The sequence below is a fragment of the Pseudomonas sp. Q1-7 genome (assembly GCF_028010285.1).
In the GTDB taxonomy this organism is placed as follows: Bacteria; Pseudomonadota; Gammaproteobacteria; order Pseudomonadales; family Pseudomonadaceae; genus Metapseudomonas.
In genome coordinates this window covers 2,589,092-2,609,249 of sequence record NZ_CP116304.1, presented here as the reverse complement: position 1 = coordinate 2,609,249, position 20,158 = coordinate 2,589,092, and the positions used below count along the sequence as shown (strand labels likewise).

General features: G+C 66.1%; 19 protein-coding genes. 12 read left to right on the top strand and 7 right to left on the bottom strand.

Features of this window, described 5'->3' with window-relative positions; translation table 11 throughout:
* Positions 1–317 precede the first annotated feature (317 nt).
* Positions 318–1,289 carry a magnesium and cobalt transport protein CorA gene (locus PJW05_RS12015; RefSeq protein WP_271411922.1) on the top strand — a complete coding sequence of 324 codons (972 nt, stop codon included), beginning with the start codon at positions 318–320 and terminating at the stop codon, positions 1,287–1,289.
* Between the two features lie 57 nt (positions 1,290–1,346).
* Here the strand turns inward: PJW05_RS12015 and PJW05_RS12010 are convergent, their stop codons facing one another.
* On the bottom strand, positions 1,347–2,066 hold the full coding sequence (locus tag PJW05_RS12010) for an amidotransferase (RefSeq protein WP_271411921.1): 720 nt from the start codon (positions 2,064–2,066) through the stop codon (positions 1,347–1,349).
* Between the two features lie 326 nt (positions 2,067–2,392).
* On the opposite strand from PJW05_RS12010, the gene PJW05_RS12005 reads away from it, so the two are divergent.
* From PJW05_RS12005 to PJW05_RS11970, 8 genes are all read left to right on the top strand, one after another.
* Complete coding sequence (locus PJW05_RS12005) at positions 2,393–2,617, top strand: hypothetical protein (RefSeq protein WP_271411920.1); 225 nt, start codon at positions 2,393–2,395, stop codon at positions 2,615–2,617.
* A gap of 24 nt (positions 2,618–2,641) precedes the next feature.
* Positions 2,642–2,905: a hypothetical protein gene (locus PJW05_RS12000; protein WP_271411919.1), complete on the top strand. Its 264-nt coding sequence runs from the start codon at positions 2,642–2,644 to the stop codon at positions 2,903–2,905.
* A gap of 332 nt (positions 2,906–3,237) precedes the next feature.
* The gene (locus tag PJW05_RS11995) at positions 3,238–4,509 is read left to right on the top strand and encodes an amino acid deaminase (protein WP_271411918.1); all 1,272 of its coding nucleotides are present in this window, start codon (positions 3,238–3,240) and stop codon (positions 4,507–4,509) included.
* A gap of 79 nt (positions 4,510–4,588) precedes the next feature.
* Positions 4,589–5,941: a GntT/GntP/DsdX family permease gene (locus PJW05_RS11990; protein WP_271411917.1), complete on the top strand. Its 1,353-nt coding sequence runs from the start codon at positions 4,589–4,591 to the stop codon at positions 5,939–5,941.
* A 1-nt stretch (position 5,942) separates the two neighbouring features.
* Positions 5,943–6,803, top strand: coding sequence for a MurR/RpiR family transcriptional regulator (locus tag PJW05_RS11985; protein ID WP_271411916.1), 861 nt, complete (start codon positions 5,943–5,945; stop codon positions 6,801–6,803).
* Positions 6,804–6,806: 3 nt separating this feature from the next.
* Positions 6,807–8,279 (top strand): N-acyl-D-amino-acid deacylase family protein, encoded by a 1,473-nt coding sequence (locus PJW05_RS11980; protein WP_271411915.1) that lies wholly within the window; start codon positions 6,807–6,809, stop codon positions 8,277–8,279.
* The gene (locus PJW05_RS11975; RefSeq protein ID WP_271411914.1) at positions 8,276–8,659 is read left to right on the top strand and encodes a RidA family protein; all 384 of its coding nucleotides are present in this window, start codon (positions 8,276–8,278) and stop codon (positions 8,657–8,659) included. Before PJW05_RS11980 ends, PJW05_RS11975 begins: the two co-directional genes overlap by 4 nt.
* Before the next feature lie 14 nt (positions 8,660–8,673).
* The gene (locus tag PJW05_RS11970; protein ID WP_271411913.1) at positions 8,674–9,597 is read left to right on the top strand and encodes a sugar kinase; all 924 of its coding nucleotides are present in this window, start codon (positions 8,674–8,676) and stop codon (positions 9,595–9,597) included.
* A gap of 63 nt (positions 9,598–9,660) precedes the next feature.
* Here PJW05_RS11970 and PJW05_RS11965 read toward each other — a convergent pair whose 3' ends face one another.
* Both PJW05_RS11965 and PJW05_RS11960 read right to left on the bottom strand, forming a co-directional pair.
* Entirely contained in the window at positions 9,661–11,805 is a 2,145-nt protein-coding gene (locus PJW05_RS11965) for a 3-hydroxyacyl-CoA dehydrogenase NAD-binding domain-containing protein (RefSeq protein WP_271411912.1), read from the bottom strand.
* Positions 11,806–11,875: 70 nt separating this feature from the next.
* Positions 11,876–13,081 carry an acetyl-CoA C-acetyltransferase gene (locus tag PJW05_RS11960; RefSeq protein WP_271411911.1) on the bottom strand — a complete coding sequence of 402 codons (1,206 nt, stop codon included), beginning with the start codon at positions 13,079–13,081 and terminating at the stop codon, positions 11,876–11,878.
* A gap of 796 nt (positions 13,082–13,877) precedes the next feature.
* Here PJW05_RS11960 and PJW05_RS11955 point away from each other — a divergent pair.
* Together PJW05_RS11955 and PJW05_RS11950 are read left to right on the top strand one after the other, a co-directional pair.
* Positions 13,878–14,246 (top strand): rhodanese-like domain-containing protein, encoded by a 369-nt coding sequence (locus PJW05_RS11955; protein WP_271411910.1) that lies wholly within the window; start codon positions 13,878–13,880, stop codon positions 14,244–14,246.
* Positions 14,247–14,249: 3 nt separating this feature from the next.
* The gene (locus tag PJW05_RS11950; protein WP_271411909.1) at positions 14,250–15,047 is read left to right on the top strand and encodes a cytochrome c; all 798 of its coding nucleotides are present in this window, start codon (positions 14,250–14,252) and stop codon (positions 15,045–15,047) included.
* Positions 15,048–15,114: 67 nt separating this feature from the next.
* Here the strand turns inward: PJW05_RS11950 and PJW05_RS11945 are convergent, their stop codons facing one another.
* The 4 genes from PJW05_RS11945 to PJW05_RS11930 all read right to left on the bottom strand — a co-directional run bounded on the left by PJW05_RS11945 (position 15,115) and on the right by PJW05_RS11930 (position 19,118).
* Entirely contained in the window at positions 15,115–15,846 is a 732-nt protein-coding gene (locus tag PJW05_RS11945; RefSeq protein ID WP_271411908.1) for a proteasome-type protease, read from the bottom strand.
* Positions 15,847–15,961: 115 nt separating this feature from the next.
* Positions 15,962–16,759 carry a transglutaminase family protein gene (locus PJW05_RS11940; RefSeq protein ID WP_271411907.1) on the bottom strand — a complete coding sequence of 266 codons (798 nt, stop codon included), beginning with the start codon at positions 16,757–16,759 and terminating at the stop codon, positions 15,962–15,964.
* A complete protein-coding gene (locus PJW05_RS11935) occupies positions 16,756–17,706 on the bottom strand; it encodes an alpha-E domain-containing protein (protein ID WP_271411906.1) in 951 nt (316 codons plus the stop codon). The genes PJW05_RS11940 and PJW05_RS11935 overlap by 4 nt, the downstream gene beginning before the upstream one ends.
* Before the next feature lie 2 nt (positions 17,707–17,708).
* Positions 17,709–19,118, bottom strand: coding sequence for a circularly permuted type 2 ATP-grasp protein (locus PJW05_RS11930; protein ID WP_271411905.1), 1,410 nt, complete (start codon positions 19,116–19,118; stop codon positions 17,709–17,711).
* Positions 19,119–19,564: 446 nt separating this feature from the next.
* Here PJW05_RS11930 and PJW05_RS11925 point away from each other — a divergent pair, with 446 nt between their 5' ends.
* Positions 19,565–20,116, top strand: coding sequence for a peroxiredoxin (locus tag PJW05_RS11925; protein WP_271411904.1), 552 nt, complete (start codon positions 19,565–19,567; stop codon positions 20,114–20,116).
* Positions 20,117–20,158: the final 42 nt, after the last annotated feature.

Here is a 20,158-nt window from a genome sequence, read left to right as displayed (position 1 = left end):
CGGCACCAAGATTTTTCATAAGCGCTGACCGGTGGCGAACGGGCGGGAAAACAGCGCCAACCTGCTGACAACCGTTCCGATTGCCTTCACTGAGGAATGTAACCAGGCCAGGGCAAGGCTCTCCTACTTACGCGCCGCCACGCCACGTGTCGGCGGCAGGTCTCGGAGACTCCGGTTCCGATCGAGGGGTGCCCCATTCAGAGCAATGGCGCTATGGGTGCCATTGCAGAACCAAGGCCGTCGTCGAGACTCAGAAGATCAGGCGCGATACTCTCCGCCTCAGATTTCCCACCAACGGATGAAGGAACCGCTGAACCATGGGTCGAGTCGTTGCCGCCGCTGTATATGCCAAGGGCCGCAGAGTCGCCGACATTACCCTCGATGAAGGTCTGGAATGGGCCTGCAAGCCGGGTCATTTCGTCTGGATTGGCCTGCATGATCCGGGCGCCGAGGAGCTGAGCAACCTGCAGCGGCAGTTCGACCTGCACGAACTCGCCCTGGAAGACGCCCTCACCCGCCACACCCGGCCCAAGCTGGAGACCTTCGGCGACGCGCTGTTTCTGGTGGTCTACTCGCCGATCGAGGTGGATGGCGAACTGCAGTTCATCGAAACCCAACTGTTCGCTGGCAAGGGCTACATCATCAGCGCCCGCTACGGGGAGTCCGCCCCCTACTCCCGCGTTCGCCAGCGTTGCGAAGCGCGGCCGTTGCTGCTGGAGCACGGCGAGGACTTCGTCCTCTACGCCCTGCTCAGCTTCGTGATGGAGAACTATCGGCCACTGATGGACAGCTATCACTCGGAGCTGGAGGAAATCGAGCAGAACGTGCTGGATCGCCCTCTGGCCCAGGCCGATGTCGAGCGTATCCACTGCCTGCGCCGCGACCTGTTGCGCTTGCGTCGCTATATCGGCCCCATGGGTGAAATCTGCGAGGAGCTGCAGAGGTTGGACTTCCCCTTCATCGACAAGCACATGCGGCCGTACTTCCGTGACATCTCCATCCATGTGAATCGCCTGCTGGAAGACCTGACCGGCCTGCGCGAAATGGCCGACCACGCCATCGAGATCGGCCTGCTGCTGGAGTCATCGCGGCAGAGCGTGGTCCAGCGGAAGTTCGCCGCCTGGGCAGCCATCCTCGCGTTCCCGACAGCGGTCGCCGGCATCTACGGAATGAACTTCCAATACATGCCCGAACTGACCTGGCACTACGGCTATTTTGGCGTGCTGGGGCTGGTGGCGACCGGCTGTACCGGGCTGTACGCCAGCTTCAAATACTACGGCTGGCTCTGACCCCGCCGCATGAAATAGCCCGCCGGATGGCGGGCTTCTCGTGTGGTGGGTGCTGTGTCAGGCAGCGCTATCGCGGGAGATGAAGCGCATCATCCACTCGGCGACCGCCGCTCCCTGGTGGTCGCGATCCAGGCTGTTTACACCCTGCTTGTAGATTTCCTCGCCGAGGAAGTCCTGGCGCAGGTCCAGCAGCGCGCGGGAATAGTCATGGACGAATTCCGGGTGCCCCTGGAAGCACAGCACCTGATCGCCGATGGCATAGGCGGCGTTCGGACAGAAGTCGCTGGAGGCCAGCAGGGTGGCGCCCTTCGGCAACTGGGTGACCTGATCCTGGTGGCTGATCAGCAAGGTCAGGTCGTCCAGGGCCGGCGTCATCCATTCCGGCTTCTGCTTCAGCTGGTAACTGTGGGTACCCACGCCCCAGCCCTGGGTAGCGCGCTCGGTACGGCCACCCAGCAACAGGGCCAGCAACTGGTGGCCGAAGCAGACGCCCAGCAGCTTGTCGCCGGCCTCGTAACGCTGCAGCAGGAAGGCCTTGAGCGTGAGAATCCAGGGATCGGAACCGAAGGAATCGGCCTTGCTGCCAGTGACCAGGTAAGCGTCGAACGTCTCCCCTTCAGGCGGGTAATGCCCCTGCACCACGTTGTAGACACTGAACTCCGCGGCGATCGGCTGCTTGGCGAACAGCTGCTCGAACATCAGGCCGTATCCCTTGTATTGATCGACCAGTTCGGGGCGGAGAATGTCAGTTTCAAGAATGCAGATGCGGAGTGGCATTAGGTATGGGTTCCTCAAGAACGCAGGGGGGACTCTATGGCGAAATGTGCGTTTTATTTAACACACTGACCCCGTGATTGAAATACCAACCGGTCCACGCGGCCATAGCCCCTGCCTAATGGGCCGATAGAGAGCACCGCTCACGGCCGTGCCGCCCCACCACCCCGCTCTGGCTCGGGGCTCTCCGGGTATCGTCAAGTAAAATTGACAGCTGTCGGGAGAATTATTGGTCCCGTCGATACTTACCATGCTTCTACGTCGTTTTTTCATCGAAGGGATTTCCGCGACCCTACGCCCACCCCAAACCCTGGTCGAGGAGTCCCGACATGCGCAATCCCACCCTCAAGTACGCACGCAACGGCGCCCTCGCCAGCCTCGGCCTGTATTTCATCGTGGTGATGGTGGTGCTCGCTGTCAGCTTCGGTTACGAGCGCGGCCGCATCGGGGTGAGCCCCACGGACGCCTCCATGAGCTTCTACCAGCAACTCAGCCAGAGCATCCCGGTGCTGCTGGCGAGCCAGAAGAAGCCCAGCGGCAGACAACAAGGCTGATACGAGATACAGGCAGCAGCGACGATGAAGCAACACAGAACACGACTCTATTTCCTGACCGCCCTGGCCGTCATGACCAACGGTTTTTCGCTGATCGGCCACGCCCACGGCTCGGTGGGTGCGCTCGCCAAGAACATTGAAGCCAAGCACAACATCAGCCGTGGCATCACCAACGAGCTGGGCTTGCGCAGCTATACCGGCAAGCCGCCGCAGCGCGACCTGGCGGCCTTGCCTTCACCCTTCATGCTGGATTGCCTGGAGAAAGACAGCTGCGTCTGGATGGGTTGAGAACTCCGTCGCCTACCCCTTGGGATTACGCCCCTTTTTCCCACTGAAACCGGGAAGTGGCAGCGGGAAATTTTCGCCACGCGCCCGGCCCTCATCTGAATACCACCGCCCAAATCGCCCTGCGGGAACAGGATGTTTCCGCCGCCTGGTCATCCCTGGTCACCCCCTGGGCTGGCGAAAGGTGCGAGGCGCCTGGCGCCAGTCCGGATCAGGCCACCGCGGGGCAACCTGGATAACCGACTAACCCCACAGGCTGCCGCACCCAATCCCGCCACTGGCCGGCTCCGGGCTCTGGTGATACTTATTTTCAGGAAACCAGGGAGGACGCACCTGTGGCTGAAAACAAGAATCACGTACCGATGTTGAACCAGCGCACCAAAGGACTGGGCCGCGTGGCTCCGGATTGCACGCTCGACGCGGTAGGCGCGCTGGGCTGGCGAATACTTGACGAGGACGTCAGCTTGCCGGTGGCGGTGCTGCTCCAGAGCCGCATCGAGCACAACCTGGCCTGGATGAGCCGGTTCATCCGCCACTACGGCGTGCAGTTGGCCCCTCATGGCAAGACCACCATGAGCCCCGCGCTCTTCCATTTGCAGCTCCAGCACGGCGCCTGGGGCATCACCCTCGCCACCGCCCCGCAGGTCCAGGCGGCCCACGCCCATGGCATACGCCGCGTCCTGCTGGCCAACCAACTGGTGGGCAAGGCCAACATGGCCATCGTTTCCGACCTGCAGCGCGACCCGGATTTCAGCTTCTGTTGCCTGGTGGACTCTGCCACCAACATCGACGCCCTCGGCCGCCACTTCGCCGAGGCCGGACAGACGATACGGGTGCTGCTCGAATACGGCGTCGCCGGCGGTCGCACCGGCCTGCGCTCCATCGAACAGGAACACGAAGCCCTGAGCGCCATTCGACGCTGGCCGCAGTCGGTGCGGCTGGTCGGGACCGAACTCTATGAAGGGGTGCTGCAGGACGAAACCCAGATCCGCCAACTGCTCCGCCATGTCCTGGAGCGAACCCGCCAGTTGGCCGCCGAAGGCCGCTTCGCCGAGCCGGACGTCATCCTCTCCGGCGCGGGTTCGGCCTGGTTCGATGTCGTCGCCGAGGAGTTCGCCCAACAGAGCATCGGCCAGCCCCTGAACGTGATCCTGCGCCCCGGCTGCTACCTCACCCACGATGCCGGCATCTACCGCGAGGCCGAACGACGCATCCAGGCGCACAACGCGGTGGCTCGCGAAATGGGCCGCAGCCTGCTGCCCGCCCTGCAACTCTGGGCCAACGTGCAATCGCGGCCCGAGCCCGGCCTGGCGATCATCGCCATGGGCAAGCGTGACGCCGCCTTCGACGCTGGCCTGCCCCTCGCCACGCTGCACCACAGGCCTGGCACCGGCGCTGGCCCCGCCCCGGCGCCAGCGGACTGGCGGGTGACGAAAATGATGGACCAACACGCCTTCATGGCGATTCCCGACAACGCCGACCTGCGGGTGGGCGACATGCTGGCGTTCGACATTTCCCACCCCTGCCTGACCTTCGACAAGTGGCGGCAACTGCTGCTGGTGGATGACGACTACCGGGTAACCGGCGCCATCGAAACGCTGTTCTAGCCCCCCAACCCCGTGATCACCCGCCCCCGACCGGAGGTGGGAGGCCATCCCTTTGCCTGGAGACAGAGGAGTACCGCTCATGACCCCGGCCGCAGGAAGTCCGCTGCTGATCTACGCCGCGCTGGCGATCATCGCGCTGGTGCTGCTGATCGCGCGATACCGGATCAACCCCTTCATCGTCATCACCCTGGTGTCCATCGGCCTCGCCCTGGCGGCGCGGATGCCCGCCGGCGACATCATGGCCGCCTATGAAGCTGGTGTCGGCAAGACCCTTGGCCACATCGCCCTGGTGGTGGCGCTGGGCACCATGCTCGGCAAGATGATGGCCGAGTCGGGGGGTGCCGAACGCATCGCCCGTACCCTGATCGAGCGCTTCGGCGAGAAGAACGCCCACTGGGCCATGGTCAGCATCGCCTTCGTGTGTGGCCTGCCGCTGTTCTTCGAAGTGGGCTTCGTCCTGCTGGTGCCGATCGCCTTCACCATCGCCAGACGCCTGGGCGTCTCCATCCTGCTGACCGGCCTGCCGATGGTGGCGGGACTTTCCGTCGTCCACGGCCTGGTGCCGCCCCACCCCGCGGCCATGCTGGCCGTGGGGGAATACGCGGCGCAGGTCGGCAAGACCGTGTTCTATGCCACCCTGGTCGGCATCCCCACCGCCGTCATCGCCGGCCCCTTGTTCGCCCGCCTGGTGGCGCCGCGTATCCGCCTGCCGGCGCACAACGCCGTGGCGGCGCAATTCACCGAAACCGGCACGCGGGTGGCCGATCTGCCCGGCTTCGGCGTCACGCTGGGCACCGTCCTGCTCCCCGTGGGGCTGATGCTGCTGGGCGGCTGGGCCGACCTGCTGAGCACACCCGGCTCGGCCGCCAACCAGCTGTTGCACTTCGTCGGCAACTCGGTAATCGCGCTGCTGATTGCGACCCTGCTGAGCTTCTGGACCCTGGGCCTGGCCAGGGGCTTCAACCGCAACGCCATTCTCCGTTTCAGCACCGAATGCCTGGCGCCCACCGCCGCCATCACCCTGCTGGTCGGGGCCGGCGGTGGGCTGAACCGCATCCTCATCGAAACCGGGGTGACACGGGAGATCGTCGAGCTGTCGGCCCGTTTCGACCTTTCGCCGCTGATCCTGGGCTGGCTGGTGGCCGCGCTCATGCGCGTCGCCACGGGCTCGGCCACCGTGGCCATGACCACCGCCGCCGGCATCGTCGCCCCCATCGCCCTGGCCAGCGGCTACCCCCATCCGGAGCTGCTGGTGCTGGCCACCGGGGCCGGCTCGCTGATCCTTTCCCATGTCAACGATGGCGGCTTCTGGCTGATCAAGGAGTACTTCGACATGACCGTGGTGCAGACCCTGCAGACCTGGACGGTGCTGGAAACCCTGATCTCCCTGGTGGCTTTCGCCTTCACCCTCGGCCTGGCGAGGATGCTCTGAGATGGACATCCTCTACCTCATCCGCGGTCGCCGCGATCGCCTGCGGGGCAATCCGGCGAAAGTCGCCGAGGCCATCCTGGACGACGTGGAGTTCGCCGCGTCCGCCAGCATCGACCAACTGGCCGCCAAGGCTGGCGTGAGCAAGGCGGCGATGTCCCGCTTCGCGCGCCTGATGGACTGCGGCGACCTGCGCGAACTGCGCCTTCGGCTGGCGAGGGCCAGCGCCGTGGGCGCCCGTTTCCTCGACGAGGCGCCGGCCGCCAAGCCGCCGGAGTTCTTCAGCCGGATGGTCGGCGACATCGAGCAGAGCCTGCATCGCCACCTGGCGGCATTCGACGAGGCGCGCTTCGGCACGGCGGTCGATCTGATCGTTTCGGCCGGGAAGATCCACATCTTCGGCATGGGCGGCTGTTCCACCCTGCTGGCAGCGGAAATGCAGTACCGCCTGGTGCGCCTGGGCTACCAGGCGACCGCCTGCCATGACCCGGTGCTGATGCGCATGGCCGCCGCCACGCTGGGCCCGCAGGACCTGCTGATCGTGCTGTCGCTCAGCGGCCTCCCCCCGGAACTTCTCGCCTGCACGCGCCTCGCTCGCGCCTATGGCGCCCGGCTGCTGGCCATCACCCGCGCGGGCAGCCCGCTGGCCGCGATGGCCGACACCCTGCTGCCCATCGTCCTCGCCGAAACCGACTTCATCTACAAACCCACCGCCGCGCGCTACGGCATGTTGCTGGCCATCGACCTGCTGGCCACCGAGACCGCGCTGCGCAATCCCGAAACCAGCCAAGAGCTGCTGCGCCGGGTGAAACTGGCCCTGGACGATCTGCGCCAGGGTGAAGACTGGTTACCCCTGGGAGATTGAAACATGGCCAGGTTCGATACCCTTATCCATCGGGCGACCCTCATCGACGGCAGCGGCCAGCCCCGCTACGTCGCCGACGTCGGTCTCCGCCAGGGCCGAATCGCCCTGCTTGGCGAAGCCGGCAACGCCAGCGCCGACCAGCGAGTGGAGGCCGAGGGTCTGGTACTGGCACCGGGCTTCATCGACGCGCACACCCATGACGACACCGTCGTGATCCGCCAACCGGACATGCTGCCCAAGCTGAGCCAGGGCGTGACCACCGTGGTCGTGGGCAACTGCGGCATCAGCGCGGCGCCAGTTAGCCTGACGGGCGCCCCGCCGGACCCGATGAACCTGCTGGGCCCCGCGTCCGCCTTCGCCTATCCGCGCTTCGCCGACTACCGCGCGGCGGTGGACGCGGCAGCACCGGCCGTCAACGTCGCCGCTCTGGTTGGGCACACCGCCCTGCGCAGCAATCACCTGGACCGACTCGAGCGAGTCGCCAGCCCGGCGGAAATCGCGGCCATGCGCGCGCAACTGGCCGACAGCCTCATGCACGGCGCCCTGGGGCTCAGCACCGGCCTGGCCTACGCGACGGCGGCCGCCGCCAGTACCGACGAAGTCTGCCAGTTGGCCGAGGAACTGGCCGTTCACGGTGGCCTCTACGCCACCCACCTGCGCGATGAGTTCGACGACATCCTCGGCGCCCTCGACGAGGCCTGCGCCATCGCCCGCCACGCCGGTTGCACGCTGATCGTCTCCCACCTCAAGTGCGCCGGCGCGGGCAACTGGGGACGCAGCGCGGAGGTGCTCGCCAGCCTGGAACAGGCACTTCGGCACCAGCCGGTCGGCTGCGACTGCTATCCCTACTCGGCCAGCTCGTCCACCCTGGACCTGAAGCAGGTCACCTCCGACTTCGACATCCTCATCACCTGGTCCCGGGCGCACCCGGAAATGGCCGGCAGGACCCTGGCCGCCATCGCCGACGACTGGCGTCTGCCCTTGCTGGAAGCCGCCCGCCGCCTGCAACCGGCCGGCGCCGTGTACCACTGCATGAGCGAAGCCGACGTGCAGCGCATCCTCGCCCACCCACTGAGCATGATCGGCTCCGACGGCCTGCCCGAAGACCCACGCCCGCATCCACGCCTGTGGGGCACCTTTCCCCGCGTGCTGGGCCACTACAGCCGCGATCTGGGGCTGCTCACCCTCGAAGACGCAGTGCGCAAGATGACCGGCCTCAGCGCCAGCCGCTTCGCCCTGGAGCAGCGCGGCCTGATCGCGCCCGGCTACTGGGCCGACCTGGTGCTGTTCGACCCGCACGCCATCGCCGACACCGCGCGCTTCCACGACCCCATCCAGCCCGCCGCCGGCATCCGCGCGGTCTGGGTCAACGGCGTGCTGTCCTACCAGGACGGCCAGCCCTGCCAGGCCCGCGCCGGGCGCTTCCTGCCCCGCGCTGGCGCGAATCCCCCCGCAACCGAGGAAAACATCCGATGAAAACACTGCAACGTCACGGCATCGCCCAAGGCACCGGCGGCCAGTCCCTGCCCTTTGCCCGGGCCGTACAGGCCGACGGCTGGCTGTTCGTTTCCGGACAGACGCCGATGCGCGACGGCCAGGTGGTCGAGGGCGGCATCGCCGCCCAGGCCCATCAGTGCATCCGCAACCTGCTGGCCATTCTCGAGGAAGCCGGCTACGGGCCCGAGCATGTGGTGCGCTGCGGCGTCTGGCTGGACGACCCGCGTGACTTCGCCGCCTTCAACCAGGTGTTCCAGCGCTACTTCGGCGCCCATCCACCGGCCCGCGCCTGCGTGGTGTCGAGCATGGTCATCGACTGTAAGGTCGAAGTGGACTGCGTCGCCTACCGGGCACCCTGAGCAAGGAGGACGAGATGCATATCGCCTGCCTGGGAGAGGCCATGGTCGAACTGAGCGGCCAGCCCCTGTGCCGCCGCTTCGGTGGCGACACCCTCAACACCGCGCTGTACATGGCACGGCTGCTGGCCGGTCGCGACGACCGGGTGCACTACCTCAGCGCGCTCGGTGACGACCGCCTGAGCGACGAACTGCTGCACCACTGGCGGGACGAAGGCCTGGAGACCGGGCGCATCGCCCGACTGCCAGGCCGGCAGCCCGGCCTTTACCTGGTCGAAGTGGATGCCCGCGGAGAGCGCAGCTTCCTCTATTGGCGCGACACCAGCGCGGCCCGCCAGCACTTCGCCGGCGATATCGACTGGGAACGCTGGCTGGACCGTACGCACACCGACGCGCTCTACCTGTCCGGCATCAGCCTGGCGCTGTTCCCGGCGCCACGCCGCGAAGCCCTGCTGCGGGCACTTTCCGGCTTCACCGCCTCGGGTGGTCGACTCTGGTTCGACAACAACTTCCGCCCCGCGCTGTGGTCCGCCCATGAAGCGCGACGGGTCCATGAACGCGTCCTGGCCTTGGCCGACATTGCCCTGCTCACGCTGGACGACCAATGCCAACTGTACGACGACGAACAGGCCGCCGAGGAAGCCGCCGCCCTCGGCCTGGCGCTGGGCTGCGGCGAGGTGGTGGTCAAGTGCGGGGCGCAGCCTTGCCTGATCGCCAACGCGCGGCAATGGCTGGAGGTGCCCGCACAACCCGTGGCCCAGGTGGTGGACAGCTGCGCAGCGGGAGACGCCTTCGCCGCGGCCTACCTGGCGAGCCGCAGCCGGGGCCTTGCGGTCCAGACGGCGGCGGAGCACGGCCATCGACTGGCCGCGGCGGTAATCGGCCACCCCGGTGCGATCATGCCCCGCCATGCCATGCCGGACATCCCGCTGCCGCCCTGAACGTCAGCCCTGTAAAAGAAAACCGGCTCACCAGGAGCCGGTTTTCCATCCCTCACATCCGTCTCAAAACGGCTCGCCCCTGGCCGCCTTGTCCAGCAGCAACGCCGGCGGCTCGAAGCGTTCGCCGTACTGCTCGGCCAGGTAACGGGCGCGGGCGACGAAGTCATTCAGGCCGTACTGGTTGATGAATTGCAGCGCACCACCGGTCCAGGCAGCGAAGCCGATGCCGAAGATCGAGCCGATATTGGCGTCGGCGGTGGCGTGCAGCACGCCCTCCTCCACGCAGCGCACGGTCTCGATGGCCTGGATGAAGAGGATGCGGTCGCGCACGTCTTCCTGCGGAATCTGCCGGTCGGCCTTCTCGAAGCGCGCTTTCAGTTCCGGCCACAGGTGCTTCCTGCCGCCTGCCGGGTACTCGTAGAAGCCACCGCCCGCCGCCTTGCCGGGCCGCTTGTACTCGTTGAGCATCAGGTCGATCACGGCGAACGCCGGGTGAGTCGGCAGCGCCTTGCCTTCGGCCTTGAGGTCTTCGGCAGTCTGGTTGCGGATGTGGCTCATCAGGCTCAGGGAGACTTCGTCGGAGATCGCCAGGGGCCCCACCGGCATGCCGGCCTTGCGGGTTTCGTTCTCGATCATCGCGGCGGACACGCCCTCGCCCAGCATGGCGATGCCTTCGTTGGTGAAGGTGCCGAACACGCGGGAGGTGAAGAATCCACGGCTGTCGTTGACGACGATGGGGGTTTTCCTGATCTGCAGGACGTAGTCGAAGCCACGGGCCAGGGTTTCGTCCGAGGTTTTCTCGCCGCGGATGATCTCCACCAGCGGCATGCGGTCCACCGGGCTGAAGAAGTGCAGGCCGATGAACTTCTCCGGCTTGGCCACGGCGCGGGCCAGCCCGGTGATCGGCAAGGTGGAGGTGTTGGAGGCGATCACCGCGTCCGGCAATGCGGCGGCCTCGGCGGCGGCGCTGACCTTGGCCTTCAGCTCGCGGTTCTCGAACACGGCTTCGATGATCAGGTCGCAACCGTCGAAGTCGGCATCGCTGGCGGTGGCCTTGATGCGGCCCAGGATGGCGTCGCGCTTCTCGACGGCCATATGGCCACGACTCACCAGTTGGTCCAGCAGACCCCGGGTATAGGCCTTGCCCTTCTCCGCCGCGTCTACCGATACGTCCTTGAGGACGACCTCGATGCCGGCGATGGCCGAGACATAGGCGATGCCCGCGCCCATCATGCCGGCGCCGAGTACGCCGACCTTTTTCGTCACGTTGGGCGCCGGTGCCTTGGGCCGCGAGCTGCCGGCATTGATCTCGTTCAGTTGGAACCAGAAGGTGCCGATCATGTTCTTCGCCACCTGGCCGGTGGTCAGCTCGGTGAAGTAGCGCGCCTCGATCAACTGGGCGGTATCGAAGTCCACCTGTGCGCCTTCGACGGCGGCGCACATGATCTTTTCCGGCGCCGGGAAGCAGCCCCTGGTCTTGTCGCGCAGCACCGAGGGGGCGATGGCGAGCATCTGCGCCACGTTCGGGCTGGACGGGGTGCCGCCGGGGATTCTGTAGCCGGGGGTGTCCCAGGGCTGGGCGGCCGTGGGGTTGGCGACGATCCAGGCGCGGGCCTTGGCCAGCATCTCGTCCGTGGTTTGCGCCAGGTCATGGATCAGGCCGGCCTTGAGGGCCTGTTCCGGACGCACCTTGCGGCCTTCGGCCAGGTACGGCAGCGCTTTCTCGATGCCCAGCAGACGCACCATGCGCACCACTCCGCCGCCGCCCGGCAGCAGGCCGAGGGTCACCTCGGGCAGGCCGAGCTGCACGCTGTTGTCGTTCAGGGCGATGCGGTGATGGCAGGCCAGGCAGATTTCCCAGCCGCCGCCCAGGGCCGCACCGTTGATGGCGGCCACCACCGGCTTGCCGAGGGTTTCCAGGCGGCGCAGCTGGCCCTTGATGCCCAGCACCATCTGGTAGAAGGCATCGGCGTCGGCGCGGGTGACCTTGACCAGCTCGTTGAGGTCGCCGCCGGCGAAGAAGGTCTTCTTCGCCGAGGTGACGATCACCCCGGCAATGCTGTCCTTCTCGGCCTCCAGGCGTTCGACAGTCCTGCCCATGGCCTCGCGGTACACCGCGTTCATGGTGTTGGCGCTCTGGCCAGGCATGTCCATGGTCAGGACGACGATATTGTCCTGGCCTTTTTCGTAACGGATGGGCTCGTTCATTCTTGTTCTTCCCTTAGCTGGGAGAGCGCTTCAGGGGCGTTGCGAACGCATCTGCCCCTGATCGCTCCTGTCAGATTCGTTCGATGATGGTTGCTATACCCATGCCGCCGCCCACGCAGAGCGTGGCCAGGCCGTAGCGCAGCTTGCGCGCTTCCAGCTCGTCCAGCAGCGTGCCGAGAATGGCGCAGCCGGTAGCGCCCAGCGGGTGGCCCATGGCGATGGAGCCGCCGTTGACGTTGACCTTCTCCTCCGGCACGCCCATCTCCTTCATGAACTTCATCACCACCGAGGCGAAGGCTTCGTTGACCTCGAACAGGTCGATGTCGGCCACATCCAGGCCTGCCTTGGCCAGGGCCTTGCGGGTGGCCGGCGCCGGGCCGGTGAGCATGATGGTCGGGTCAGTGCTGGTGACGGCGGTGGCGACAATGCGCGCGCGCGGCTTGAGGCCCAGTTCCTTGCCCTTGGCGGCGGAGCCGATGAGCATGGCGGCGGCGCCGTCGACGATGCCGGAGCTGTTGCCCGGAGTGTGCACATGTTCGATGCGCTCCACCTGGCTGTACTTGCGCAGGGCAGTGGCGTCGAACCCCATCTGTCCCATCATCTCGAAGCTCGGCTTCAGTGCTCCCAGGCCCTCCAGAGTGGAATCGCCACGGATGAATTCGTCATGGTCGAGCAGGACAATGCCGTTCTGATCGGTGACCGGCACCAGGGATTTGGCGAAGGCGCCGCTGGAGCGGGCACGGGCGGCCTTCTGCTGGGAGCGCAGGGCGAACGCATCGACGTCGGCACGGCTGAAGCCTTCCAGGGTGGCGATCAGGTCGGCGCCAATACCCTGGGGCACGAAACTGGTGTGGAAGTTGGTTTCCGGGTCCATGGCCCAGGCGCCACCGTCTGACCCCATGGGCACGCGCGACATGGATTCCACGCCACCGGCCACCACCAGGTCCTCGAATCCGGAACGCACCTTCATCGCCGCCAGGTTCACCGCCTCCAGGCCCGAGGCGCAGAAGCGGTTGATCTGCTGGCCGGACACGGTTTCGTCCCAGTCCGCCACCAGCGCGGCGGTCTTGGCGATATCCGCGCCCTGGTCACCCACCGGCGTCACGCAGCCGAGGACAATGTCATCCACCTGGCTGGTGTCCAGGTCGTTGCGCTCGGCCAGGGCGCGCAGCAGTCCGGCGATCAGGTTGACCGGTTTGACGCTGTGCAGAGCGCCGTCCTTCTTGCCCTTGCCGCGGGGTGTGCGCACCGCGTCGAAAATGAATGCTTCGGTCATGGCGTCCTCTTGAGGCAACTGGGGTGCCTGTTGTTCTTGTACGTCGGCCGCCGAAGGTCCGGCAGGCCATGGCTACCTTATCGCTATAGGCCAAGTGCTCAATGACGGAAATGCTCAGCCCCATTGACCGCTGCGCTCAGACGAACGGTCGATTGGTGGCCAGTCGCCAGCCAGTATGAAAGGAAGCTGTCTGGAGTCGGGGTCGATCGTCCCACGCCATGGATTTTCCATAACCCGGCGCTACTAGCGGTCACGGACTAGTTACCAACCGATATAAACAGTCTGTGACGCCGGCCCTAGAGTTTGGGTTGCAAGTCACCGCCGCTGCCGGGTTTTGCCGGAGCGGTGTTTTTCGCTAGCCACGGAGGAAGGCCAGGTTTTGGGCCGGCCGTAGGGAGCCCTGACCGACGCGCCTCCAACAACAACAAAGGCAGTTGGCCATGTTCAAGCAGCCGAAAATACGGCAAGCGAGCCTGATCGTCTTTGCCACCACAGTGATTCTCATCCTTCCGAACCTGACCCGATTGGTCAGCTGATCGTCATCCAACCACTGGTTGTCCTGTGCTGCGTACCGCTACTTGCGGTCAACGCAGCGCGGGTAGCCACCACGCCGGCAATACAGGAATCAGCCCGAAGGAGCGCAGCGTCGAGCCCATCGCCAGGCTCGCCCGCGCAACGGCTGGCGGCGCTCGAATACGGCCTCTGACCCTGACGGAAAGCCGCGCTCCCGGCGGCCTACGCCGCGCCCGGGCAGTTGTGCTAGGTTGCCAGGACACACCTCGTAGGAGCCGCCATCATGCGTACCCTGCTCGCTATTCCTGCACTGTTCCTGCTCTCGATCCTGAGCCTGCCGGCCGCCGCCGGAGAAACCGACCAGGCCGCCGCGGTCCAGGCCATGGCCCGGCCCAACGCCGTGCTGATCGATGTGCGCACCCCGGAAGAAGTGGCCGAAGGCAGCATCCCCGGCGCCCGCAACATCGGTTACGAAGAGATCGGCCAGCGCATCGCCGAAGTCGCACCGGACAAGGACACCCCGATAGTGCTCTACTGCCGCAGCGGCCGGCGCTCCAGCATCGCCCAGGACAGCCTGCGGGAGCTGGGCTACAGCCATGTGGTCAACGGCGGCGGCTATCTCGACCTGAAAAACGCCCTGGACAAGGACTGATCGATGCGCAACGCGCTGTTCGCCCTGCTCTTCTGCCTCACCCCGCTCCACGCCGCCGAGCTGACCCTGGAACTGCCCGGCGGCACCCGAACCCTGGACACGGCCGCCCTCCTCAGCCACCCCAAGGCGCAGGACGTGACCATCCCCGACGACGTGTCCTACAAGAAGACCATGCGCTACCGCGCCGTGCCGGTGGCAGTGCTGCTGGAAGGCGTAAAGCCGGACGAGCACCTGCAAGCGGTCGCGCTGGACGGCTTCGCCGCCGAACTACCTGCCGCACCCCTGCTGAACCACAAGGGCGCCCGTGCCTGGCTGGCCATCGAGGACCCGGCCCGTCCCTGGCCGGCCCTGGCCAAGGGCAAGCCCAGCGCGGGGCCGTTCTATCTGGTCTGGACCGATCCGAAAGCCGCCCGCATCGGCCCCGAGCAATGGCCGTTCCAGGTGGCACGCATCCGGCACCTGCCTTCGGTGGCCGAACGCTTCCCCGCCCTGCTCCCGGCCGCCGACACCAGCGCCGAGGTACGCGCCGGCTTCGTCCAGTTCCAGAAGAACTGCCTGGCCTGCCACCGCCTGAACGGCGCGGGCGACGCCCAGTTCGGCCCCGACCTGAACATTCCCTACAACCCCACCGAATACCTGGCGGGGGACTTCCTGCCCCGCTACATCCGCGACCCGCAAAGCCTGCGCCGCTGGCCCCAGGGCAAGATGCCGGGGTTCTCGAAGGAGGCCATCAGCGATGAGGAACTGGGCCAGTTGATTGGCTACCTCAGGCATATGGCGGGAAGGAAGGTCGCACCTTGAAGTGACCTCGACCCGAGGTCAGCCAGCCTCTCCCGCAAGCAGGAGCAGGCCAGTCGCCCCTCCCCCATCACACGTTGTATTCCACCGGCGGGGGCGGCAGTTGGCCGATCAGGTCCTGCAGCCCGGCGGCCCATTGCCTGCGGATGTCGGCGAAGTATGTGTCGTCCTCGGTGACCCGGTAGCCGGCCGGCAGGATCAGGCTGTCGCGGTGGTACACCAGCAGGTCCAGCGGCATGCCCACTGACAGGTTGCTGCGGATGGTGGAATCGAAGGACACCAGGGCACAGCGCAGAGCCTCTTCCAGGTTGGTCTCGAACTCCAGGTTGCGGTCGAGTATCGGCTTGCCGTATTTGCTCTCCCCCAGTTGCAGGAAGGGCGTGTCTTCGGTGGCCTGGATGAAGTTGCCCTGGGGATAGATGCTGTAGAGGTCCGGCGGGTTGCCGGCGATCTGCCCGCCCACCAGGAAGGAGCAGGTCAGGTCGGTGTTGCCGGCCAGGGGCGCACCGTCGCGGGCGATGACTTCGCGTATGGTTTCCGCCACCAGGGCGGTGGCGTCGTAGAGGGTGGGCACGCTGTGGAGGTTCGGGCCTGGCCCGTGCAGGCGCTGCTTGAGCAGGTTCACCACCGATTGCGAAGTGGCCAGGTTGCCGGCGCTCTGCAGCACGATCAACCGTTCGCCGCTGACGCCGAAGGCGTAGAGCTTGCGGAAGGTGGCGATGTGGTCGATGCCCGCGTTGGTGCGCGAGTCGGAAACGAATACCAGGCCTTCTTTCAGGTGCATGGCGACGCAATAGGTCATGCCGGTTCTCCTTGTTGGGACTGCGCGCGCCGTGAACCCGGTCGCCGGACCCGTCGTGCGACGGGCCTGGGCAGGAAGCGGCGACCGGCGCCGCGCGCAGACAGGTATGCGCGCCTTACTGTCCCTGAACCTGCAACAACGGCTGTACGACCACCTTGGCGTGCATCTGCTCGCCGCCACCGCCACGGCGCATGCCGCGCACCGGACAGGCATCCAGGTAGTCCAGGCCCACCGCCAGCTTCAGGTGGCGCTCGGGACGGGCCAGTTTGTTGGTCACGTCGAAGGTGTACCAGGCATCGTCCAGCCAGGCTTCGGCCCAGGCATGGCTGGCCAGGCTCTGCTTGTCGCCCTGGTACAGGTAACCGGAGACGAAGCGCGCCGGGATGCCCAGGCTGCGGGCGCAGGCGAGGAAGGCGTGGGCGTGGTCCTGGCAGACCCCGGCGCGGCCGGCGAAGGCTTCGGCCGCGGTGCTGTCGACGTGGGTCACGCCTTTCTTGAACGGCATCTGCTCGTGCAAGGCGTCCATCAGCTCGATCAGCGTGCTGCGGTCGCGGCGGCTGCCGCACTGCCGCGCGGCGAACTCGCGCAGGGCGTCGTCGGCCATGGTCAGGCGAGTGAAGCGCAGGAAGGGCAAGGCCGAATGATGGTCGTGCTCGGCCTCGCTGTGCTCGTCGATCTCGACCTGGCCACGGGCGCTGATGACGATGGACTCATGGGGCTCGTCCAGGGTCAGCACATGGAAGATATTGCCGAAGGGGTCGACCTGGGCGCGCACCGGATGCGGCAGGGTCAGCTCCCAGTTGAGCACGTGCTGACGTTCGTTCTCCTGGGGCGTCAGGCGCAGGTACTGGATGCTGGCGCGGACAGGGTCGTCGTAGCGATAGGTGGTGTCGTGGCGGATGGACAGTTTCATACGGCCTCCAGATACGAACTGTGGATGGCCCGGGCCAGTTGGCGGACCAGCAGAATGAAGTCGGTTAGCCAGGTGTGCAGGCCTTCGGCGAGGATCTCGTCGATGGCGGTGTAGCGCAGCCGCGCATCCAGTTCGGCCGCCAGGCGCTGGGCCGGGCGACCGTTGTCTCCGGGCAGGCTGGCGAGGATGTCGTTGAGCTCGCCCATGCAGGTGCGCAGCGAGCGCGGCACGTCGGCGCGCAGCAGCAGCAGCTCGGAGACCTGGCGGGCTTCCGGGGAACCCCGGTAGACCTCGGTGTACGCCTCGAAGGACGACAGGGCGCGGAGCAAGGCGCTCCATTGGTAATAACCACGGGCCGAACTGTCGCTGACCTCCTCCGATTCCTCGCCGAACATCTCGTAGCGTGAGTCCAGCAGGCGCAGGGTGTTGTCGGCCCGTTCGATGAAGGTACCCAGGCGAATGAAGCTGTAGGCTTCACCGCGCATGATGGTGCCGTAGGTGGCGCCACGGAACAGGTGCGAACGCTCCTTTACCCATTCGCAGAAGCGGCTGATGCCGTAGCGACCCAGCCCTTCGTTGGAAATGCTCAGCATCTCCAGCCAGGTGGCGTTGATGTTCTCCCAGATGTCGGCGGTTATCCGGCCGCGCACCGCATGGGCATTGCTCCGTGCCGCGCGCAGGCAGCTGTAGATGCTGGCCTGGTTGTCGGCGTCCAGGGCGAAGAAGTGCAGCATGCGCCCGGCGTTCAACTGGCCGTGGCGCTCCTGGTAGAGCTCCAGGGTGCCGGTGCTGAGCAGCGACATGGCCAGTTCTTCCAGCCCGTCGCCACGGCCGTCCTGGGGCATCAGCGACAGCGAGTAGCTGACGTCCAGCATGCGCGCCAGGTTTTCCGCGCGTTCCAGGTAACGGGACATCCAGTAGAGTTCGGAGGCGGTTCTGCTGAGCATGTTCAGTCCTCCACAATCCAGGTGTCCTTGGTGCCGCCGCCCTGGGACGAGTTCACCACCAGGGAGCCTTCGCGCAGCGCGACGCGGGTCAGGCCGCCGGGCACCAGGCGGGTTTCCCGACCGGACAGGACGAAGGGTCGCAGGTCGATGTGGCGCGGCGCGATGCCCTGCTCGACGAAGGTCGGGCAGGTGGACAGGCACAGGGTCGGCTGGGCGATGTAGGCCTCCGGCCGGGCCTTGAGGCGCTCGCGGAAGGCTTCGATCTCCTTGGCGCTGGCCGCCGGCCCCACCAGCATGCCGTAGCCGCCGGAGCCCTGGGTTTCCTTGACCACCAGCTCGGGCAGGTGGGCCAGCACGTGGGACAGGTCTTCCGGTTTGCGGCATTGCCAGGTGGGCACGTTCTGCAGGATGGGTTCCTCGTTCAGGTAGAAGCGGATCATCTCGCCGACATAGGGATAGATGGACTTGTCGTCCGCCACCCCGGTGCCGATGGCGTTGGCCAGCAGCACATTGCCGGCGCGATAGGCGGCCAGCAGACCGGGTACGCCGAGCATGGATTCGGGGTTGAAGGCCAGGGGGTCGAGGAAGGCGTCATCCAGCCGGCGGTAAATCACGTCCACCGGCTGCGGACCGGACGTGGTGCGCATGAACACGCGGTCGTCGCGGACAAACAGGTCGGCGCCTTCCACCAGCTCCACACCCATCTCGCGCGCGAGGAAGGCGTGCTCGAAGTAGGCGCTGTTGAAGCGCCCCGGGGTCAGCACCACCACACTGGGGTTGTCCAGCGGGCTAGAGCTTTTCAGGGTGTCCAGCAACAGGTTCGGGTAGTGGTCGATGGGGGCGACGCGCTGGGCGGAGAACAGCTCGGGAAACAGCCGCATCATCATCTTGCGGTCTTCCAGCATGTAGCTGACGCCGCTGGGCGTGCGCAGGTTGTCCTCCAGCACGTAGTAGGTGCCGTCGCCATCGCGCACCAGGTCCACCCCGGCGATATGGGCGTAGATGCCACGGTGCAAGTCCAGGCCCTGCATGGCGATCTGGTAGCCCTCGTTGGCCAGCACCTGCTCGGCGGGAATGATCCCCGCCGTGATGATCCGCTGGTCGTGGTAGAGGTCGGCGAGGAACATGTTCAGCGCCTTGACGCGCTGGATGCAGCCCTTCTCCACCACCCGCCATTCGCTCATGGGAATGGCGCGGGGAATGGTGTCGAAGGGGATCAGCCGCTCGGTGCCCTGCTCATCGCCGTAGAGGGTGAAGGTGATACCGGCGCGGTGGAACAGCAGGTCGGCCTCTCGGCGTCGCTGCGCCAGCAGCTCCTCGGGCGCGTCCGCCAGCCAGCGTGCGAATTCCCGGTAATGCGGACGGCATTCGCCACTCGCGTCGTACATCTCGTCATAGAAAGTGCGGGACATGCCTAACTCCTTGTCACCACGGGCAGATATGCAGTCGCAAGCCCCGTGCCATCGCAACAATCGTCTGCATTTCAACAACTTGCAGCACACGCACAGCCGTCGCGCCCCAGACCGGTGCATCCCGCTGGGCGGAACTCCACGGCTCGCCCTATTTGGCGGCGGTACCGGGTTGGACGGAATGCGACGGCGAGGTGTTCCCCCTATCGTCGGGCAGGGGAACTTCCATCCTTGGAATAGATAGTCTAGTCCGGCCTCCGCGCAGCCCTATGGCCCGATTGTTCTATACATATGTTGCGATTTGGAATTTGCCCAATAACCGGTCGGCCTATGCTCATTGGAACGCCGCTATGGGCCGCATAGCCGGGCCGCATTTCAAAGCGGCCAAGCGCCTTCCATACTTGCCCCAACCCGGTGCCTCCGCACCCTGCCATCGGAGGAAACCCGCAATGCTTACCATCGGAGACAAACTGCCGGCGTTCGACCTGCTGGCGGTGGACCACGACTCGGAACCCCTGCCGACCCCGGAGAACGCCTTCAAACGGGTCAACCAGGACAGCTACCTGGGCAAATGGAAAGTGCTGTTCTTCTGGCCCAAGGACTTCACCTTCGTCTGCCCGACCGAAATCAAGGCCTACGGTGACCTGCTGGAACAGTTCGACGATCGCGACACCCAGTTGATCGGCGCCTCCACCGACAGCGAGTTCGTCCACCTTGCCTGGCGCCGCGACCACAAGGACCTGAAAGGCCTGAGCTTCCCCTGGCTGGCCGACAGCAGGCACGAGCTGGCCGACGCCCTGGGCATCATCGACCGCCACGAAGGCGTGGCCCTGCGCGCGACCTTCATCATCGATCCCGACAACGTCATTCGCCATGTCTCGGTGAACGACCTGCTGGTGGGGCGCAATCCGCAGGAAACCCTGCGCCTGCTCGACGCCCTGCTGACCGAGGAACTCTGTCCCTGCAACTGGCGCAAGGGCGAGGCGACCCTTCATTTCTGAACCGGCGAGCAGCCTCGCCGGGGTCCATCCGCGCTGCCTTGT

Bases quoted from the DNA above. Each gene is read 5' to 3' on its own strand.
- PJW05_RS12015 (WP_271411922.1), top strand. From the start codon at position 318: ATGGGTCGAGTCGTTGCCGCCGCTGTATATGCCAAGGGCCGCAGAGTC.
- PJW05_RS12010 (WP_271411921.1), bottom strand. From the start codon at position 2,066: ATGCCACTCCGCATCTGCATTCTTGAAACTGACATTCTCCGCCCCGAA.
- PJW05_RS12005 (WP_271411920.1), top strand. From the start codon at position 2,393: ATGCGCAATCCCACCCTCAAGTACGCACGCAACGGCGCCCTCGCCAGC.
- PJW05_RS12000 (WP_271411919.1), top strand. From the start codon at position 2,642: ATGAAGCAACACAGAACACGACTCTATTTCCTGACCGCCCTGGCCGTC.
- PJW05_RS11990 (WP_271411917.1), top strand. From the start codon at position 4,589: ATGACCCCGGCCGCAGGAAGTCCGCTGCTGATCTACGCCGCGCTGGCG.
- PJW05_RS11985 (WP_271411916.1), top strand. From the start codon at position 5,943: ATGGACATCCTCTACCTCATCCGCGGTCGCCGCGATCGCCTGCGGGGC.
- PJW05_RS11980 (WP_271411915.1), top strand. From the start codon at position 6,807: ATGGCCAGGTTCGATACCCTTATCCATCGGGCGACCCTCATCGACGGC.
- PJW05_RS11975 (WP_271411914.1), top strand. From the start codon at position 8,276: ATGAAAACACTGCAACGTCACGGCATCGCCCAAGGCACCGGCGGCCAG.
- PJW05_RS11970 (WP_271411913.1), top strand. From the start codon at position 8,674: ATGCATATCGCCTGCCTGGGAGAGGCCATGGTCGAACTGAGCGGCCAG.
- PJW05_RS11965 (WP_271411912.1), bottom strand. From the start codon at position 11,805: ATGAACGAGCCCATCCGTTACGAAAAAGGCCAGGACAATATCGTCGTC.
- PJW05_RS11960 (WP_271411911.1), bottom strand. From the start codon at position 13,081: ATGACCGAAGCATTCATTTTCGACGCGGTGCGCACACCCCGCGGCAAG.
- PJW05_RS11955 (WP_271411910.1), top strand. From the start codon at position 13,878: ATGCGTACCCTGCTCGCTATTCCTGCACTGTTCCTGCTCTCGATCCTG.
- PJW05_RS11950 (WP_271411909.1), top strand. From the start codon at position 14,250: ATGCGCAACGCGCTGTTCGCCCTGCTCTTCTGCCTCACCCCGCTCCAC.
- PJW05_RS11945 (WP_271411908.1), bottom strand. From the start codon at position 15,846: ATGACCTATTGCGTCGCCATGCACCTGAAAGAAGGCCTGGTATTCGTT.
- PJW05_RS11940 (WP_271411907.1), bottom strand. From the start codon at position 16,759: ATGAAACTGTCCATCCGCCACGACACCACCTATCGCTACGACGACCCT.
- PJW05_RS11935 (WP_271411906.1), bottom strand. From the start codon at position 17,706: ATGCTCAGCAGAACCGCCTCCGAACTCTACTGGATGTCCCGTTACCTG.
- PJW05_RS11930 (WP_271411905.1), bottom strand. From the start codon at position 19,118: ATGTCCCGCACTTTCTATGACGAGATGTACGACGCGAGTGGCGAATGC.
- PJW05_RS11925 (WP_271411904.1), top strand. From the start codon at position 19,565: ATGCTTACCATCGGAGACAAACTGCCGGCGTTCGACCTGCTGGCGGTG.